Origin of the sequence: Dokdonella sp., assembly GCF_035511235.1 — a bacterium.
GTDB lineage: Bacteria > Pseudomonadota > Gammaproteobacteria > Xanthomonadales > Rhodanobacteraceae > Dokdonella.
Genome location: NZ_DATKFQ010000009.1, coordinates 87,282 through 103,936, shown reverse-complemented (window position 1 = coordinate 103,936; position 16,655 = coordinate 87,282). Strand labels below are relative to the sequence as shown.

Annotated in this window: 18 protein-coding genes; 7 read left to right on the top strand and 11 right to left on the bottom strand. The window is 70.6% G+C overall.

The features are described from left to right. The first annotated feature begins 11 nt into the window (after positions 1 to 11). Entirely contained in the window at positions 12 to 509 is a 498-nt protein-coding gene (locus tag VMR06_RS04620) for a hypothetical protein (RefSeq protein ID WP_325373499.1), read from the top strand. A 173-nt stretch (positions 510 to 682) separates the two neighbouring features. Next, positions 683 to 1,753 (top strand): DUF748 domain-containing protein, encoded by a 1,071-nt coding sequence (locus tag VMR06_RS04615; RefSeq protein WP_325373497.1) that lies wholly within the window; start codon positions 683 to 685, stop codon positions 1,751 to 1,753. Between the two features lie 260 nt (positions 1,754 to 2,013). Here VMR06_RS04615 and VMR06_RS04610 read toward each other — a convergent pair whose 3' ends face one another. From VMR06_RS04610 to VMR06_RS04600, 3 genes are all read right to left on the bottom strand, one after another. Beyond that, complete coding sequence (locus tag VMR06_RS04610; protein ID WP_325373495.1) at positions 2,014 to 2,691, bottom strand: RES family NAD+ phosphorylase; 678 nt, start codon at positions 2,689 to 2,691, stop codon at positions 2,014 to 2,016. Further along, positions 2,691 to 3,104: an MbcA/ParS/Xre antitoxin family protein gene (locus tag VMR06_RS04605; protein ID WP_325373493.1), complete on the bottom strand. Its 414-nt coding sequence runs from the start codon at positions 3,102 to 3,104 to the stop codon at positions 2,691 to 2,693. Before VMR06_RS04605 ends, VMR06_RS04610 begins: the two co-directional genes overlap by 1 nt. Positions 3,105 to 3,186: 82 nt before the next feature. Further along, the gene (locus VMR06_RS04600; RefSeq protein WP_325373491.1) at positions 3,187 to 4,284 is read right to left on the bottom strand and encodes a nitronate monooxygenase family protein; all 1,098 of its coding nucleotides are present in this window, start codon (positions 4,282 to 4,284) and stop codon (positions 3,187 to 3,189) included. 194 nt (positions 4,285 to 4,478) lie between these two features. Between VMR06_RS04600 and VMR06_RS04595 the strand changes: the two genes are divergently transcribed. Both VMR06_RS04595 and VMR06_RS04590 read left to right on the top strand, forming a co-directional pair. Beyond that, on the top strand, positions 4,479 to 7,136 hold the full coding sequence (locus VMR06_RS04595; protein ID WP_325373489.1) for a DUF3857 domain-containing protein: 2,658 nt from the start codon (positions 4,479 to 4,481) through the stop codon (positions 7,134 to 7,136). Next, a complete protein-coding gene (locus VMR06_RS04590; protein WP_325373948.1) occupies positions 7,028 to 7,594 on the top strand; it encodes a L,D-transpeptidase family protein in 567 nt (188 codons plus the stop codon). Before VMR06_RS04595 ends, VMR06_RS04590 begins: the two co-directional genes overlap by 109 nt. Before the next feature lie 87 nt (positions 7,595 to 7,681). On the opposite strand, the gene VMR06_RS04585 is transcribed toward VMR06_RS04590, so the two are convergent. The 5 genes from VMR06_RS04585 to VMR06_RS04565 all read right to left on the bottom strand — a co-directional run bounded on the left by VMR06_RS04585 (position 7,682) and on the right by VMR06_RS04565 (position 10,698). Next, a complete protein-coding gene (locus VMR06_RS04585) occupies positions 7,682 to 8,023 on the bottom strand; it encodes a metalloregulator ArsR/SmtB family transcription factor (RefSeq protein WP_325373487.1) in 342 nt (113 codons plus the stop codon). Positions 8,024 to 8,027: 4 nt separating this feature from the next. Continuing rightward, positions 8,028 to 8,531 (bottom strand): SRPBCC family protein, encoded by a 504-nt coding sequence (locus tag VMR06_RS04580; RefSeq protein ID WP_325373485.1) that lies wholly within the window; start codon positions 8,529 to 8,531, stop codon positions 8,028 to 8,030. A gap of 126 nt (positions 8,532 to 8,657) precedes the next feature. Further along, the gene (locus VMR06_RS04575; RefSeq protein WP_325373483.1) at positions 8,658 to 9,014 is read right to left on the bottom strand and encodes a hypothetical protein; all 357 of its coding nucleotides are present in this window, start codon (positions 9,012 to 9,014) and stop codon (positions 8,658 to 8,660) included. An 86-nt stretch (positions 9,015 to 9,100) separates the two neighbouring features. Beyond that, positions 9,101 to 9,742: a lysophospholipid acyltransferase family protein gene (locus VMR06_RS04570; RefSeq protein ID WP_325373481.1), complete on the bottom strand. Its 642-nt coding sequence runs from the start codon at positions 9,740 to 9,742 to the stop codon at positions 9,101 to 9,103. Beyond that, positions 9,742 to 10,698, bottom strand: a complete 957-nt coding sequence (locus VMR06_RS04565) for a phosphatidate cytidylyltransferase (RefSeq protein ID WP_325373479.1) — start codon at positions 10,696 to 10,698, stop codon at positions 9,742 to 9,744. The genes VMR06_RS04570 and VMR06_RS04565 overlap by 1 nt, the downstream gene beginning before the upstream one ends. A 236-nt stretch (positions 10,699 to 10,934) precedes the next feature. On the opposite strand from VMR06_RS04565, the gene tsaB reads away from it, so the two are divergent. Next, positions 10,935 to 11,630 (top strand): tRNA (adenosine(37)-N6)-threonylcarbamoyltransferase complex dimerization subunit type 1 TsaB, encoded by a 696-nt coding sequence (gene tsaB, locus VMR06_RS04560; RefSeq protein WP_325373477.1) that lies wholly within the window; start codon positions 10,935 to 10,937, stop codon positions 11,628 to 11,630. A gap of 185 nt (positions 11,631 to 11,815) precedes the next feature. Here the strand turns inward: tsaB and VMR06_RS04555 are convergent, their stop codons facing one another. From VMR06_RS04555 to fdhD, 3 genes are all read right to left on the bottom strand, one after another. Continuing rightward, entirely contained in the window at positions 11,816 to 13,144 is a 1,329-nt protein-coding gene (locus VMR06_RS04555) for an OmpP1/FadL family transporter (protein WP_325373476.1), read from the bottom strand. A 137-nt stretch (positions 13,145 to 13,281) separates the two neighbouring features. After that, positions 13,282 to 13,512: a formate dehydrogenase subunit delta gene (locus VMR06_RS04550; RefSeq protein ID WP_325373474.1), complete on the bottom strand. Its 231-nt coding sequence runs from the start codon at positions 13,510 to 13,512 to the stop codon at positions 13,282 to 13,284. A 3-nt stretch (positions 13,513 to 13,515) separates the two neighbouring features. Next, positions 13,516 to 14,379 carry a formate dehydrogenase accessory sulfurtransferase FdhD gene (fdhD, locus tag VMR06_RS04545; RefSeq protein ID WP_325373472.1) on the bottom strand — a complete coding sequence of 288 codons (864 nt, stop codon included), beginning with the start codon at positions 14,377 to 14,379 and terminating at the stop codon, positions 13,516 to 13,518. 202 nt (positions 14,380 to 14,581) lie between these two features. On the opposite strand from fdhD, the gene VMR06_RS04540 reads away from it, so the two are divergent. After that, positions 14,582 to 15,961, top strand: coding sequence for a hypothetical protein (locus tag VMR06_RS04540; protein WP_325373470.1), 1,380 nt, complete (start codon positions 14,582 to 14,584; stop codon positions 15,959 to 15,961). A 102-nt stretch (positions 15,962 to 16,063) separates the two neighbouring features. Then, the gene (locus VMR06_RS04535; protein WP_325373468.1) at positions 16,064 to 16,633 is read left to right on the top strand and encodes an ECF-type sigma factor; all 570 of its coding nucleotides are present in this window, start codon (positions 16,064 to 16,066) and stop codon (positions 16,631 to 16,633) included. Positions 16,634 to 16,655 lie beyond the last annotated feature (22 nt).

Sequence of the window (16,655 nt, the reverse complement as noted above, 5' to 3'; positions counted from 1 at the left end):
AGGAGAGCGCAATGAGACAGCGACGTGTGTTTTCGGTGAACGATGTGGCGGCCGCCGAGACCGCCGTGGCAACGGCGCGGGCCTGCGGCGCCGCCGACGAAGACGTCTCGCTGATTGCCCGATCCGACATCGAGCTGCGTCAGATCCCCGACGACCGCATCAACGTCGAGAGCGATCTGATGCCGGCGGCGATGCGCGGCGCGGCCGGCGGCGGCGCGATGGGACTGCTGGCCGGCATTGCCGCGATCAGCGTGCCGCCGCTCGGCATCACGATCGCCGGCGTCGCCTTGCTGACGCTGGCCGGCGCGGCCGTCGGCACCTGGAGTTCGGCCCTGGTCGGCTCGACCGTGCCCAACCCGATCCGGCGCCACTTCGAGGCCGAGATCGAGAGCGGCCGCGTCCTGGTCGTGGTCGACGCCGAAGAGGAGGCGCTGCCGCGCATCGAGGCGATGCTGACCGCGGGCGGCGCCCGGCTGCTGCCGTTCGAGGCGACCTCGGTGCTGACCTGACGGCGCCAGTTCACGCTGGAGCCATCCGCGCCGCGCCACGCTGAGTATCGGTCCGTGCCGGAGATCGTCATGCCCGCATCCGCTGCTTCCGACAGCCCCGTGAAGTCCGCACCCGCCGCGCGCGGGCGTGCCGGCGATCGCGCCTCGATCGCGCGGCCGATCGGGGTGCGGCCATGAGACGGCTTGGCAAGGGCGCGATCGCGCTGATCGTCATCGTGCTGGTCCTGGTCGCCGCGCGCCTGGCGCTGCCGCCGGTGCTCAAGAACGTCATCAACGACCAGCTGGCGACGATGGGCGCCTATCACGGGCGCATCGCCGATCTGGACCTCAGCCTCTGGCGCGGCGCCTACCGCCTGGAGGGACTGCGCATCGAGAAGGACGGCGTGCCGGTGCCGCTGCTCGACGCGCCCGGCGTCGACGTGCTGGTCAGCTGGCGTGCGCTGCTGCACGGCGCGGTCGTCGCCGAAGTCGATTTCCAGCAGCCGACCGTGCATTTCGTCGACGGCAGCGACGAGGCCGACAGCCTGACCGGTGCCGGCGTCGACTGGCGCGAGCGTCTCGACGCCCTGGTGCCGATCAGCATCGACGAGATCCGCGTCCACGGCGGCACCGTGGTCTTCCACAACTTCGTCTCCGATCCGCCGGTCGATCTGCGCATGACCGATATGGAGGCGCGGATCGACAATCTGACCAACGTGCGCGACGAGGCCGGCGAGCGCGTCGCCGGGCTGACCGCGCGCGGCCGGATGTTCGGCGATGCGTCGATGGAGCTCGACGCGCACTTCGATCCGTTCGGCCGCATGGACGCGTTCGACCTGGCGCTGCGCGTGCTCGGCATCGACCTGACCCGGCTCAACGACCTGGCCCAGGCCTATGCGAATCTCGATCTCGAGTCGGGCAGCGGCGAGATCGTGCTCGAACTGGAGGCGGTCGACGGCCGTCTGGACGGCTATGCCAAGCCGCTGTTCCACGATCTGAAGATCTTCAGCTGGCGCGAGGACGTCGGCAAGGACGGCAAGAACCCGCTGCGCATCGCCTGGGAAGCGCTGGCGCAGGGCGTGGTCAGCGTCTTCAAGAACCACCCGGCCGACCAGTTCGCGACGCGCATTCCGATCAGCGGCTCGATCGACGACGCGCAGACCGGCACCTGGCAGGCCGTGCTCGGCGTGCTGCGCAACGCGTTCGTGCAGGCGTTCACGCCGTACTTCGAGGATATCCGTCCACGACCGCGCAGCGAGCGCTGACAGCAGCCCGGACGGCGCGGCGCTGCGAAGCGCGCCGGAGTCTGCCGGAGGGCGCAGCATCAAGCGATGCAGGTCTGACGCATCGCACGGCATGCGGTCGGCGGTCGGCGGTCGGCGGTCGAGCGTGCCTGCAGGACTCGGCCTCTTCGCCGTTGCGGTTCCCGGCCGATCGGAGCGTCGCTCGACGAGCATGCCGGTCGACCGGACCGGAACGATCGCGACACGGACGGACGGGCAGCCGGCCGTTCGCCGAGTCTCCGTCAGCCGACCAGCGTCTTGCGCACCACGTGCGAGATGCGCCGACCGTCCCACCAGTAGCCCAGGTGATGGGTCTGTCGGCACGGCCCGACCTGATCGGGCCAGAACACGCCGACGCATTCGCCGCCGGCGTGGCGCACGCTGTCGTAGACGACGCCGTTGGAACCTGCCTCGCGCAGCGCGCGGCCGAGTGCCTGACTGGCGCCGTAGTCAACCGGATCGTGCGCCTCGCGGTAGCCGCCGCGCAGATCGTGCAGCTCGGACCGGATGTCCATCGCATAGCAGCGCAGCGTCAGTTCGATCGGCGCTTCCTGCGTGCTCGCGAGGAAGCGTTCACGGTGGTAGCGCGTCTCCTCGATCGCGGTCTGGATCGTGCGCGCCGCGTAGAACACGCCGTAGCGACCGTCCGAGAACCGGCTGCCGGCCGGATCCAGATGCGTGAAGGCCGCCATCACCGGCGTCGTGCCGGGACCGGCGACGCGGCGCTGCGGCGGTATCAGCGCGAGCTGGCCGAGCGATTCGCGCAGGCGCGGATTGGTCAGGCCCTCGAGCGCGGCCAGCGCCTCGAAGTCGGCCGGGTCGGCGATGCGGTCCCACAGGCCGACCGGCGGAAACCGGCTCGACACGATCCGATGCGCCGGTGTCCAGACCACCTGTGCGAGCGGCACCTCGCCGCTCATCAGCCCCACCCGCCCCGCTGGCCGTCCAGATACTCGCGCACGACGTAGAGGTCGGCCACCTGGCCCGACAGCATCCGCGCCAATGCGCTGCCGCCGCCGAACGGTTCGGCGCTGTTGGGCTTGCGGATCCAGGCGTCGGCCCGGACCGGATCGGGAAACAGCAGTTGCAGCGCCTTATAGATGCCGAGCACGTAGCTGATGCGCTCGAACGTGTCGCGCGGCAGGCTGCCGTCGCGTTCTCGCTTCCATTTGAAGAACGTCGATTCGGGCGGGCTGCCGAGCAGGATGCGCTGCTCGGCGGCCTTGAGGCCCCAGGCCTCGGCGATGCGAAAGAACGCACGCAACGCGGCACCCGCCATGAGGCGGGTATCGGTTTCCGGCGCTGCCGGCTGGACGGATCGGATCGGCACCATGGCCACCTCTCGAATGGACTTCATTTATAGCATGAAATGATTTTCACTCCACACATGAAGTCAATCGCGGCGCACACAAGGCTCAAGTCATGGGCGGCGATGCGCTTGGCCGGGCCAGCTGGGCCGCCGCCTGCTCGGCAAGTCGCCGCGTCAGCGCGGCGGCCGGCAGTTCGACCGCCAGGGCGCGCGCCTGACCGGACCACAACGAGCCGAAATCACCGGTCGCATCCTGTGCCCGCAACGGCGCCAGTGCCGCGCCGGCCAGCGGAAACGGCGGTGCGGCCGGATCGACCGGGCCCTGCTCGCGCATCAGCCGGTTGACGATGCCGCGCGCCAGCCGGCCGCTGAACAGGTTGGTCAGCGCGGTATCGGCATCGCCGCCGCTACGCAGCGCGGCACGATGCGCGGCCGGAATCCTCGCCTCCGGACAGAACAGGTAGGCCGTGCCGATCTGCACCGCGCAGGCCCCAAGCGCGAACGCGGCCGCGATGCCGCGCCCGTCGGCGATGCCGCCGGCGGCGATCACCGGCACGTCGACGGCGTCGACCACCTGCGGCAGCAATGCGAACAGGCCGACCTGGGTGGCGACATCGTCGCTCAGAAACATGCCGCGATGGCCGCCGGCCTCGGCGCCTTGCGCGATGACCGCATCGACGCCGTGCGCGGCCAGCCAGCACGCCTCGCGCACCGTCGTCGCCGATCCGATCACGACTGCGCCGGTCGCCCTGACGCGCGCCAGCAGGTCGGCCGGCGGCAATCCGAAATGGAAACTGACGACCTGCGGCCGCACCGCCTCGACGAACGCGCAGGCGGCCGCGTCGAACGGCTGCCGTGTCGCGACCGGCATCGTCTGCGGCGCCGCGACCTGCCGCTCGGCGTAGTACGGCGCGAGGCGCGCCAGCCAGGCCTGCCAGCGCTGCGGATCGAGCGACGGCGGCGCATGGCAGAAAAAGTTGAGATTGAGCGGCGCGCGCGTACGCGCACGGAACGCCGCGACCTCGGCCGCGGCCTCGTCGCGCTCCAGCGCCGCGCACGGAATCGCACCGAGCCCGCCGCCCTCGGCGACGGCCGCGGCGAGCGCGGCGCCGCCGGCACCGGCCATCGGCGCCTGCAGGATCGGCCGTTCGATCCCGAACAGGTCCAGCGCGCGCGTATCGGGCCAGATCAGCTCATCGACCACATCGTCACCTCGTTCCGGCTGCACGGGCACGCAGGATAGAACCAGGACAGACGGCCGTGCGCCTCGAAGCGGAGTTGCTGCTGACGACATCCTCGCTCGATCGCCGCCGCCCGCCCCGGGCTGGCCTCGACGCCCCCGATCGGGGAACATCGCGCGATCCGTCCTTGGGGATGGACATCCAGGGGACGGCATTCGTGATCGGGGTAGGCTCGATGCATCAGGCGCGCGCGATGGCGCGTCGCGGCTTCCACATGGCGGGGCGGGCACTCTGGGCGCTCGCCGTCGCCTGGCTCGCGCAGCCGAACCCGGCTGCTGCGGCAGCGGAATACCGCGTCGGACCGGCTCCCGACTGGGCCACACGAGTCGAACGCGGCACGCCGAACGACTCGCTGCGCGCTCAGGTGAGCGGCGGCGTCTACTACCTGCTGAGCGACTCGCAGGAGAAGGCCGACCCGCGCGATCGCGTGCGCTTCCACCGCATCGCCAGCCAGGCCGTCACGTCCGAAGGCGTGCAGTCGATCGCCAACATCAGCATCGCATTCGATCCGTCGTACCAAACGCTAGAGCTGCACTGGATCGACGTGATCCGCGAGGGGGCGGCGATTCCCAAGCTCGGCCACGCCAACGTCCGCATGCTCCAGCGCGAGACCGAGCTGGAGCGGCGCATCTATGACGGCAGCAAGACCGCTTCCATCCTGCTGGAAGATGTGCGCGTCGGCGACGTCGTCGACTATGCCTACAGCGTTCGCGGCTGGAATCCGGTCTTCGGCGACCATTCGTTCGGTCGTCTGGGGCTGCGGTTCGATGTGCCGGTCGCACGCGTGCACGTCGGCATCGCCGTCCCGGAGGGCTCCGCGGTCGAACTGCAGCCGCGCGAGACCTCGCTGGAAGCGCGCATTCGCTCACGGCAGGGCCTACGCGTGCATGTCTGGCAGCACGACGACGTGCCGGCGCTGATCACCGAAGCGGACGAACCGGGCTGGTACGATCCGCGGCCGGCCGTCCAGTGGAGCGCGTTCCACGACTGGAACGCCGTGGCCCGATGGGCCTGGCCGCTGTATCGCACGCCCGGCTCGCCGAGTACGACGCTGCAACGGGAAGCGGACCGGATTGCGCAGGCCGAATCCAGCGAGGAAGGACGCCTGCTGGCTGCGCTGCGGTTCGTCCAGCGCGACATCCGCTATCTGGGTGTCATGATCGGCGCCGGCTCGCACGCGCCGAACGCGCCCGATACGGTACTGGAGCGCAGGTTCGGTGACTGCAAGGACAAGACGCTGCTGCTGTTGACGCTGCTCGATCGCCTCGGCATCGACGCGCGCGCCGCCTTCGTCAACACCGAACTGCGGCGCGGCGCCGCCGGCCGCCAGCCTTCGCCAGGCGTCTTCGACCATGTGCTGGTGCGGGCGCGCGTCGGCGACGCGCAGTACTGGCTGGATCCGACCCGCCAGCCGCAGATGGCCGATCTGGCCCATCTGACCCAGGCCGACTTCGGCCTCGCCCTGGTCGTCGATCCGCAGACGCAGGCGTTGACGCCGATGGCGCCGGACGATCGGCCGGCGCCGGCACGCGAAGTGCGACTGAGCTATGACGCCAAGGCCGGCCTGGATCAGCCGGTCGCGCTGACCGTCACCACGACGGCCTCGGGCGAGCGGGCCGACACCCTGCGCCAGGCGATCGCATCGTCCAACGGCGAAGCACTGCAGAAGTCCTATCTCAATTTCTATTCCGGCGCCTATCCGGACATCAGCGTGACCGCACCGATGCAGGTACAAGACGACGAGCGGACCAATCGCATCACGGTCACCGAGCACTATTCGATCGCCGACCTCGCCGAGTGGTCCGAAGAAGACCGACGATTCAAGGCGACCCTATCAGTGCCTGATACGCTCGAAGTCCTGCGTGTGCCGGCCGCCGCAGCCCGCACGGCGCCGATCGCCGTGGCTCATCCGAGCGATCTGACCGTGGTCACCGAGGTGAACCTGCCCGAGGAATGGACGATCAAGGCCGACCGAATCGTGGTCGAGGATCCGGCCTTCGTCTTCGAGCGCACGATCTCGCCCGGACCGAAGCGGTTTTCGATCACCGACCGCTACCGATCGCTCAAGGACGCAGTGCCTGCCGATGACGCGGTGCGCTACGCCGGCAATATCGCCAAGGCACGCGACAATACGTTCTATCAGCTCTACTGGAGCGATCCGGCACGCGTGGCTGCCGGCGGTCCGGCCGACCGCATCAACTGGCTGATTCTGATGGTCGGCGCGATGGCACTGGGATTGTGGATCTGGCTCGCGGTCCGTGCCTGGCACGGTGATCCCGCGCCGATCGGCCTACCCGCCTCGCCTTCGGCGCCGAGCGGCCTTCGCGGCTGGCTCGGGCTGGCGACGCTGGGCGTGACGGTGACGCCGTTCGTGATGATGTTCGGCCTCTATAACCTCTCATCTGCACTGACACCGGCCACGTGGTCCGTTCTGACGACCTATGGAGCCGACAACTACCATCCGCTGTGGGCACCGGCGCTATTGTTCGAGGTGATCGGCATCCTCGGCCTGATGGTGTTCTGGGGTCTGGTCTGCGTGCTCTTCTACCAGCGACGCACCAGCGCGCCGTATTGGTACATCCGCATGCTGATCGCCAGCGTCCTCTACACTGTGTTCGATTCCGGACTGATGGCCCTGTTGCCGACGGCCACATTCGAGACCAAGGACATCGCCGGTCTCGTCCGACAGGCCCTGACTGCGGCGATCTGGATCGCCTACTTCATGAAATCCGAGCGCGTTCGCGCCACCTTCGTGAAGCGGCTCGGTCCGGCGCCCGTACCGCTCGCCGCCGAACCCGCCGTCGGGTCGGCCTGAGCACCGGCCGTCTCGAGTCGCGAGGCGATGGCCCGAACCGCGCATCGCCGTCGATCGGAGCGCCGCGGCTGCCCGATGCGTCGCGCCCTGCTGTCCGGGCTGCTGATCGCGGCGAGGACGCGATCGGTGTCTATGCGATCCGGCTCGGTGACCGGCCGCTCGGGCACAAGCAGCGGGAAGGCGACGAACGCACGCCCGAAGGCGCCTACACGATCAGCGGCCGCAATCCGGACAGCCGCTTCCACCTGAGCCTGCGCGTCTCGTATCCCGATGCGCAGGACCGCCGCCGCGCACGCGAAGGCGGCCATCCGCCGGGCGGCGACATCATGATCCACGGCGGCAACGCGTGGTTCCGCCCGTTCGACTGGACCGACGGCTGCATCGCGGTCACCGACGAGGACATGGACGTCATCTATGCTCAGGTCGCCGACGGCACGCCGATCCTGATCGAGCCGTGAGGCCCGGCATGCGCCGATGCGGCGGCGCGGATCGGCGGCGGCGCGCGCGATGCGCGGACGCGCCGCGATCCGTTCGGCTCGAGCGGCTCAGCCGTCTTCGACCAGCACGCGCAGCCGGTCGAGCGCCGCGTCCCACTGCAGCGAGATCTGATCGAGGTGGCGGCGGATTTCCTCGATCCGGCGCGGTCGCAGCTGCCAGACGCGCTCGCGGCCGCTGCGCTCGCTGTGCACGAGGCCGGCGTCGGACAGTGCATAGAGATGCTTGGTGACGGCCTGGCGCGACATCCGGGCGCCCTCGGTCAGACGCACGATCGACAACGGCCCCTCGCTGCACAGGCGCGAGACCAGGGTCAGCCGCGCCGGGTCGCCGAGGGCGGCGAATACCGGCGCGGCCTCGATCAGCCGGGCCTGGGACGCGGAAGCCCTCATGCCGTCACGCGCTCTGCTCGGTCTGCTCGAGATACTTCTCGATCAGGCGCAGCTGTTCGCGCCAGCCTTCCTCGTTGGCGGCGAACGCCGCCGCACGACGCGCCAGCGGCACCTGGTCGAAGCCCGACTCGGTGATCGTCAGCCGCGTGCCCTCCGGCACTTCCTCCAGCGTGAAGACGATCAGCGTCGTCGGCTCCTTTGAATAGTCGGCGCCCGGCTCGACCGCGCACGGATGCCAGCGGAACGAGAAGTGGCGCGGCGGTTCGATGCGTTCGACGAAGAAGTCGAAGACCGTGCCCTCGTACGGCGCCTGCTTGCGGGCGAGTGCCTCGTCGACACGGGTCGGCACGAGACGCCCGCTGACGCGCTCGCCGGCGACGAACGGCCCGGCGATCTCGACGCCGAACCAGATGCCGAACCGGCGGGCGTCGCTGATGGCCTGCCAGACGCGCTCGCGCGGTGCCTTGAGCACGACCTGCTTTTCGATGCGATCGGTATTATCGGTCATATGCAACCTCCTGGTTGCGTGTACGCTACGCGCACCGGATGCGAAACGCAACCCATAGGTTGCTCTTTTCGCAACGCCAGCACATCGCTGGCCGGCCTCGTGCACGCTTCGCCCCCTGCGCAGCGCTCAGCGGCGCAGCCATTCGCCGTCGGCAGCGCGCCGGTATACGTAGGTTTCCGACGCGCGCGAACGCTTGCGCAGGAAGCCGGTCGGCGGGGCCATCGCCTTGATCGCCGCGCGGGAGACGCCGGCGGCCTCGACGGTGGCGCGCAAGGCCTGCCAGACCGCCTCGATCTCGGCCTCGAGCGCGGGCCGGTCGGCGAGTTCCAGCTCGGTCCGGTACTCGAGGATCAGCGTCCGCTCGCCAGCCTCCGGCTCGACCTCGACGAGATCGATCACGGCGATGCGGCGCCCGTCGGCCAGGGTCAGATCGGACTCGGCATGCAGGCCCGGCGCTGCGAGCGCCCAAGCGAACAACAGCATCGCGGCGAATCCGGGCGGGCGCGATGCCGCCCCCGATCGCACGGCGGCACCGCGACGCGAGTGCCGCGCCGGCAGCCGGTATCGGATCATTCCCATCGCGACCTCGCCTCCTCGCCGGCCAGTGCCTGCATGCTGTCACGGTAGCGTGCCATGAACTGTGCACGGTCGCCTTCGTAGCGCAGCGTCTCGCCGACGAACACGTCGACGAAGAACGGCACGATCAGCCACTCGCCCTTCGGCAGCGACTTGCCGAGCCCGTGCGTGAACACCGGCACGATCGGCACCTCGGGCCGGCGTTCGGCGATGCGCGCCAGGCCGGTCTTGTACTCGGCGACCTGCTCGGGCTCGCCGCGCGAGCCTTCCGGAAAGAACACCAGGATCTGCCCGCGATCGAGCGCGTCGACGACCGGCGCCAGCAGATCCTCGTCCGGATCGCGGCGCTGGCGATTCAGCGGCACGATGCCGACCACGTTCAGCGCGAACCAGGCCAGCAGGCGGTTGCGCAGGAAGTAGTCGGCCGCCGCGACCGGCCGCACGCGCGGCAGCAGGCGCAGCGGCAGCAGGCTGATCAGCGCCATCGCGTCGAGATGGCTGTTGTGGTTGGCGGCGAGGATCGCCGGGCCGCGACCGGGCAGGCGCTCGCGATGACGCACGTTGAGGCCGAGCACGAACAGCACGACGACGCGCACGATCACGCCGTAGAACAGCGCCCGCAGCACGAAGCCCATCAGTAGTAGAAATACTTCATGAAGTGGAAGAACAGCGGCGCCGTGAACAGCAGGCTGTCGATGCGATCGAGCAGTCCGCCATGACCGGGAATCAGCGTGCCGCTGTCCTTGACGCCGAGATCGCGTTTGAGCGCGGAGATCGTCACATCGCCGATGAAGCCGCCGAAGCCGATCATCAGACCCGCCGCAATGGCATGCGGCGGCGTCAGCGGCGTCAGCACCGGCGCCAGGAAGAACGCGATCGCCGTCGTCGTCAGCGCGCCGCCGAGCAGGCCCTCGACGGTCTTGTTCGGGCTGACGCTCGGAATCACTTTGTGCCGCCCGAGCAGACGCCCCCAGACGTACTGCAGCACGTCGTTGAACTGCGTCAGCAGCACGACGAACAGCAGCAGGCCGGCACCATGCGTCGGCGCGCCGGGCCGAACCGGCCCGGCATCGGGCAGCACCAGCAGATAGGCCAGATGACTGAGGCCGAACACCATCGTCATCAGGCCCCAGTGGATCGTGCCGGCCGCGCGCAGGAAGTCGCGCGTCTCGCCCGAGAGCACCATGCGCATCGCGATGAACAGGAACGCCCAGACCGGGATGAACACCAGGAACATGTGATACCAGGCCTGGTAGACCCACAGGTACTGCAGCGGAACGGCCAGGTACGCCCAGAACAGCACGCGCCGGTCGGCGCGGCGGGTCGGGATCAGCGACAGGTATTCCTTCAGCGCGAGGAACGACAGGATCGCGAAGAAGCCGATCGCCACGCCGCGGCGGAACGCGATCGCGATCGCGAACACCGCCACCATCACCCACCAGGCGTTGACGCGCGCGGCCAGCTCCGCGTGCCGGCCGGCGCCGGCGCCACGGCGCATCAGTGCGACGATCACGCTGGCGACCACCAGCACGGCGACGATCGCCGCGAACGTCCACGAGACTTCGCGCGGAATCCACGGGTCCAGCGGCATCGCGAGCCTCCCCTGGTGCACGCATCGGCCCGTCGGGCACGGCCGGCGGCCGCCATGCTATCCCGACGCCACGATGGCGCACAGCGGGCCCGCCGCCGCACGCGAGGAGGCATCGGGCGACCACGCCGCGCGACGGCCGAGGCCGGCGCACGCAGCGCCGGTCGTGGCACCGGGGCGGCGGGCAGGCCGCCGAAGGACTGCGTGCTAACCTGCCGCACCCCGACCGTGCCGCCGCCGTGAATCTCCTCGCGATCGAAACCGCCACCGAAGCCTGCTCGGCCGCCGTGCTGACCGATGCCGGCCTCGTCGAGCGCTGCGAGCTGGCGCCGCGCCGGCACGCCGAGCTGCTGCTGCCGATGTGCGAGGCGGTCCTGGCCGAGGCCGGCCTCTCGCGGCGCCAGCTCGACGCGATCGCGGTCGGGCGCGGTCCCGGCGCGTTCACCGGCGTTCGGCTGGCGATCGCGGCGGCGCAAGGCATCGCGCTCGCGCTCGACCGGCCGGTGATCACGATCTCTTCGCTGGCCGCGCTGGCGCTGCAGGCGCCGGACGTCGGCCAGGACGCGACGCTGGCGGTCATCGACGCGCGCATGGGCGAGGTCTATGCCGGCGCGTTCCGGCCGACCGCCGACGGCGGCCTCGAAGCGCTCGGTGACGAAAGCGTCGGCGCGGCGACCGCGCTGCGCCTGCCGGCGGCCGCGTGCTGGGCCGTGGTCGGCACCGGCTGGACGGCGTTTCCGGATGCGTTGCGCGCGCACCTGCCGGCCGATCCGCTGTACGCGGACGGCCAGCGCTATCCGCAGGCCGGCGCGGTCGCGCGTCTGGCCGCGCCGCTGGCGCGCGCCGGCCACGGCGTCGCCGCCGAACTCGCGCTGCCGGTCTATCTGCGCGACAAGGTCGCGCTGACGCTCGAGGAACAGCGGCGCGGCGGCTGAGCGCGCGACGCGAGAGGCCGCGCGTCATCGTGCCGCTGCCGCGGCGGCTCACCGTGTTCGCCTGTCGCCGATGCGCCGCGCTCGCACGCGACTTCGCCACGCCGCCCTGGCGACGAAACGGCCACCCGCTGGCGCGGATGGCCGTTTCGTCTCAGCGAACGTCCGCACAGTGCGGACGATCATGCTCAGAACCGTACGATGCCGGAGACGCCGAGCAGGTTCGAGTAGTTGTCGAAGACGCCGGTCAGGCGGTTGCCGGTCGCGTTGATCGTGTCGACGTGCGCATCGTTGACGAACAGATGCGTGTAGCCGGCGTTGATCTCCAGCGTCTCGCTCGGCTTGTAGCCGACGCCGACGCTGACCCAGCGCCGCGTCGCGTCCGGCACGCGCGGCGTGCGCGTATCGGCATGCGTCGGCGTGCCGTCGACCGCGAAACCGGCGCGCAGCGTCCAGACCTCGTTGAGCTTGTAGTCGCCGCCGATCGAGCCGAACCAGGTGTCGCGCCAGCCGAACGGCTCGGTCGCGGCGGGCTGCGCCGGATTGTCGAAGTCGATCGTCAGCGCCTGGAAGCTCGACCACTCGGTATAGGCGACGCTGGCGCCGAGGCTGAGCCGGTCGTTGACGGTGTGCCACCAGCTGAGCTCGGTGAACGCCGGCGTGTTCAGCGTGGCGTGGCCGCGCGTATTGGTGAACGCCGGGTCGAGCAGCGGCGCGACCGCGGCCGGCACCTGGAACGTCGCGTCGCCGGACAGCTCGTGCTTGATCTTGGAGTGGTAGTTGAGGCCGATGCGGTCGGCATCGGTCGGCTTCCAGAGCAGGCCGGCCTGCCAGCCGTAGGCCCAGTCGTGGCCGACCATGCGGATGCGGCCGTCGGCGCCCTGCGGCAGGATCGCGCCCTGGGTCGGTCCGGCCAGCACCGCGCCGAGGTCGATCGCATTGGACAGGTCGGCCTTGGCACGCTGCGCGATCGCGCTGAGGCCGATCGAGAACGCGTCGTTGAGGCGGAACGCGCCCGAGAACGTCAGCGCCGGCACCTGCAGGTCGGACTTGTAGGCCTGATAGCGGCCGACCCAGCCCGTGTTGTAGTCGGTGACGAAGCCGAACGGCACCGTCAGCGCCGCGCCGAGGCTGAGGCGGTCGTTGATCGGCGCGACGTAGTAGATCGCCGGCACCGGCTTGGTGCCGCCGCCGTCGCCGCCGTCGCCACCGCTGATCGGCCGGCCGAGCGCGTCGGTGCCGCTGCCGGAGAACTTGGCGCTGACCTGGATCGCGGTGACGTCGAACTGGAAGCCGCTGCCGGGCAGGTCGAGCATCGCCGCCGGATTGTTGACGACGACCGCGTAGTCGTCGGGGGCGGCGCCGGCGCCGGCGAACGCCCGGCCCATCGCCTTGACGCTGTTTTCCTTGAGCTGGAACGCGCTGGCATGCGCATGACCGGCGCCGAGACCGACCGCGAGCGCGAGCGGCAGCGCGGCCAGGGCCGGCAGGGTGAAGATGCGTGGGGATATTGTCATTGGTCGAACTCGATGCCTGAAAGTTGCCCTGGGTCTCCCGGGGCGTATCAGGCCCGTTCGCCCGGCAACTTTCAAGCGTTCGTTTGAATTTCGTTCAGCGCCAGCGAGCCCGCGTTCATCGGCGAGCTGCTGTCCGGTCAGGCGCTGCGCACCTCGGCCTGGGCGAGGCGCGCGACCGCCTCTGCGGCCAGCGCCGAGAGGCCGGCGCCGCCGGCCTGCCAGTGCGCGACGATCTGGCGCCGCATGCGCGGCTCCCAGAAGCGCTGGATATGGCCGAGCATGCCGTCGATGCCGGCTTCGCGGTCCGGGTCGGACACGAAGTAGGCGGCGATGTCGTTGGCCATCTGTACGAGTCTTTCGACGTCCATCGGTCAGGGCTCCGTAGCGAGGATGCGATGCGGATGAGTGTAGACGGCATGGCCGTCGCGCCGCGCGAAGCCGACCAGGGTCAGGCCGGCCGAATCGGCCAGATGGATCGCCAGCGCGGTCGGCGCCGAGATCGCGACCATCAGCGTGATGCCGACGGTGGCGGCCTTCTGCACCATCTCGTAGCTGGCGCGGCTGGTGACGACGAGAAAGCCCGTTGCGGTGTCGAGCTTCGCGCGCGCGATCGCGCCGATCAGCTTGTCGAGCGCGTTGTGGCGGCCGACGTCCTCGCGCACCAGCTGCAGCGCGCCGGCCGAATCGGCCCAGGCGGCGGCATGGGTGGCGCCGGTCAGCGCATTGACCGGCTGCGCGGCCGCCAGCGCGGCCAGGGCGCGCTGCACGGCCGCCGTGTCGACGGCTGGTCCGGCGCCGACCGGCGGCGGATGCCGCACGACGTCTTCCAGCGCCTGCGTGCCGCACAGGCCGCAGCTGCTGCGGCCGGTCAGGTTGCGCTGCCGGGCGGCCACCGCCTCGGCGCGCGCAGTCGGCACCGTCATCGCGACTTCGATGCCTTCGAGCCGCGGCTCGACCGCGACGTCCTGCAGCTCGGCCGGATCGGCGATCACCGCCTCGCTCAGCGAGAAGCCGAGCGCGAAATCCTCCAGATCGGCCGGCGTCGCCATCATCACGACGTGCGGCTGGCCGTTGTAGCGCAGCGCCACCGGAATCTCGGCCGCGATCCAGTCGTCCTCGCGCTGCGTCCGGCCGTCGCGCACGCGCACGATCGCGCGCCGCACCGCGCCGGCTTCGCCGGACGGAGCCGGCGCGGCACCGGGGGGCGCTGCATGGCGGGTGGGCGCGGACGGCATGGACGGAACGGCTTCTCGGCGGCGGCGGCGGGCACGCCGCGGCGCGCCCGCATCGACTCTACCGGATTCGCCCCGGCGTGCTAAGGCGGGCGCCGCGGCTGCGCGCGAATGTCGCGGCGGAGCGCTTCGATGATCCCTGGCCGCAGCGCACTGCGTATGTCCGGACATCGGGGGCGCCTGCCCTCCTCCAGGAGATCGACCCATGCACCGCTCCATCGCCATGCCCGCGCTCGCGCTGGCCCTCGCCGCCGGCGCCGTCCATGCCCAGGACGGCCTGCTCGATTCGAACTTCGGCATCTTCGGCACCGGCCGCAACGTCATCGCCCACGACCAGGGTGGCGGCAACGCCGACCAGTCGGCCGGTGCGCTGGTCGCGCCGGACGGATCGATCTATCTGGTCGGCACCGCGCAGACCGCCGGCGGCTCGCGCCAGGCGATCACGCGCCTGACCGCCGCGGGCATCCGCGACGAGTCGTTCGGCGTCGGCGGCACCGTCTACTCGTCCGCGGCGGACCTGACCGCGCGGCGCGCGCGCTTCGACGGCGCCGGCAACCTGCTGGTCGCGGGCTTCCGCACCGTGAGCGGCACCAATACCGATTTCCACCTGTGCCGCTACACGCCGCAGGGCCAGCCGCTGCCGTTCACCGCGATCGGCAGCGCCTGCGTGACGATCGCGTTCGATACGCAGAACGAGGAGCGTGCCGACGTCGTCAACGACCTGCTGGTCGAACCGGAAGGACGCATCCTGCTGGTCGGCACCACCCGCCTGCCCGGCGGCGTCGAGCTGGGCGCGATCGCGCGACTGCGCGGCGACGGCAGCTTCGACGCGACCTACGGCATCCAGGGCAAGCGCGCCTATCAGCTCGGGCCGACACCGGTCACCCGCTTCAATGCGATCGACCTGACCACGGACGGCAAGTACGTCGTGGTCGGCGAGTTCGGCTCGCCCGACGCGGAGAACGGCACCTCGGCGCTCATGGCGATCCTGTCGGTCAGCGGCAATCCCGACCCCGGCTTCCAGGCCGGCGCCGGTTTCGCGGGCCTGGCGATCGACGGCGGCGCGCCGTTCAACCGCGACGAGGCCGCCACCGGCGTGCGCGTCCTGCGCGACGGCACGATCCTGGTGATCGGCAATACGCAGATCGCCGATTCGAGCGTGCGCTACCGCCTGTTTGCGTACAAGATCGTGCCGGCGCCCCTGCTGACGCTCGATGCCGGCTTCGGCAGCAACGGCCGCGTGCTGATCGAGGACGGCCACTCGCTGGTGACCGACGACCTCCTCGTGCAGAGCGACGGACGGATCGCGCTGATCGGCACGCGCCGTGCCACGGAGGCCTTCGCGCTCGACATGGCGGTGCTGCGACTGAGACGCGACGGCTCACCGGATCCGGCATTCGGCAGCAACGGCCGCGTATACCTGGATTTCGTGCTGCCGGGCGAGTTCGACTACGGCACACGCATCGCCTCGCAGGCCGGCCGCCTGATCGTCGCCGGCCACTCGCTGCGTGCCTCGCCGCAGAACTACGACCTGACCGTCGCGCGGCTCGGCAACGACGGGATCTTCGCCGACGATCTGGAGTGAGCGGCCGGGCATGAACCCAGGCCGGATCACCGGCCGTGCGCCGCCGCGCATCCGGCGCGGCCGCGCACGGACAGCGCGGCGGCGAATCGCTACCATCGGGCGATGGTCGAGCCATCGCCCGCGATCACCTCCGCCCTGGCCCAGGCACACGACGCCGAAGGCCGCGACCGGCTGCTCGCCCTGGTCTACGAGGACATGCTGCGCATCGCACGCGCGCAGCTGCGGCGGCAGCGCTCGGGGCACACGCTCGACACCCGCGCCCTGGTCAACGAGGCCTATCTGAAACTGTTCGACGGCGGCGGCATGGACTATGCGAACCGCTCGCATTTCTTCGCGACCGCGGCGCGCGCGATGCGGCAGGTCGCGATCGACTACGCGCGGGCGCGCCTGGCCGACCGGCGCGGCGGCGGCGCCGAGCACGTCGACCTCGACGCGCTGGAGGGCCAGCCGTTGCCGGTCGACGCGCAGGCCGAGCAGCTGCTGGCGATCGACGCGGCCCTCGATGCGCTGGCCGCGCTCGACGAGCGGCTGGTCAAGGTCGTCGAGCTGCGCTTCTTCGCCGGCCTGGAGGTCAAGGACATCGCGGCCCTGCTCGAGGTCTCCGAACCGACGATCAAGCGCGACACGCGGGCGGCCAAGGCGTTCCTGCAACAGCGACTCGGCAGCGGCTGAGGCCGGCGGCCGCACGCCCGCG

Bases quoted from the DNA above. Each gene is read 5' to 3' on its own strand.
- VMR06_RS04570 (WP_325373481.1), bottom strand. From the start codon at position 9,742: ATGGGCTTCGTGCTGCGGGCGCTGTTCTACGGCGTGATCGTGCGCGTC.
- fdhD (WP_325373472.1), bottom strand. From the start codon at position 14,379: ATGCCGTCCGCGCCCACCCGCCATGCAGCGCCCCCCGGTGCCGCGCCG.
- VMR06_RS04540 (WP_325373470.1), top strand. From the start codon at position 14,582: ATGCACCGCTCCATCGCCATGCCCGCGCTCGCGCTGGCCCTCGCCGCC.
- VMR06_RS04620 (WP_325373499.1), top strand. From the start codon at position 12: ATGAGACAGCGACGTGTGTTTTCGGTGAACGATGTGGCGGCCGCCGAG.
- VMR06_RS04575 (WP_325373483.1), bottom strand. From the start codon at position 9,014: ATGCTGTTGTTCGCTTGGGCGCTCGCAGCGCCGGGCCTGCATGCCGAG.
- VMR06_RS04555 (WP_325373476.1), bottom strand. From the start codon at position 13,144: ATGACAATATCCCCACGCATCTTCACCCTGCCGGCCCTGGCCGCGCTG.
- VMR06_RS04605 (WP_325373493.1), bottom strand. From the start codon at position 3,104: ATGGTGCCGATCCGATCCGTCCAGCCGGCAGCGCCGGAAACCGATACC.
- VMR06_RS04535 (WP_325373468.1), top strand. From the start codon at position 16,064: ATGGTCGAGCCATCGCCCGCGATCACCTCCGCCCTGGCCCAGGCACAC.
- VMR06_RS04610 (WP_325373495.1), bottom strand. From the start codon at position 2,691: ATGAGCGGCGAGGTGCCGCTCGCACAGGTGGTCTGGACACCGGCGCAT.
- VMR06_RS04550 (WP_325373474.1), bottom strand. From the start codon at position 13,512: ATGGACGTCGAAAGACTCGTACAGATGGCCAACGACATCGCCGCCTAC.
- VMR06_RS04615 (WP_325373497.1), top strand. From the start codon at position 683: ATGAGACGGCTTGGCAAGGGCGCGATCGCGCTGATCGTCATCGTGCTG.
- VMR06_RS04585 (WP_325373487.1), bottom strand. From the start codon at position 8,023: ATGAGGGCTTCCGCGTCCCAGGCCCGGCTGATCGAGGCCGCGCCGGTA.
- VMR06_RS04565 (WP_325373479.1), bottom strand. From the start codon at position 10,698: ATGCCGCTGGACCCGTGGATTCCGCGCGAAGTCTCGTGGACGTTCGCG.
- VMR06_RS04580 (WP_325373485.1), bottom strand. From the start codon at position 8,531: ATGACCGATAATACCGATCGCATCGAAAAGCAGGTCGTGCTCAAGGCA.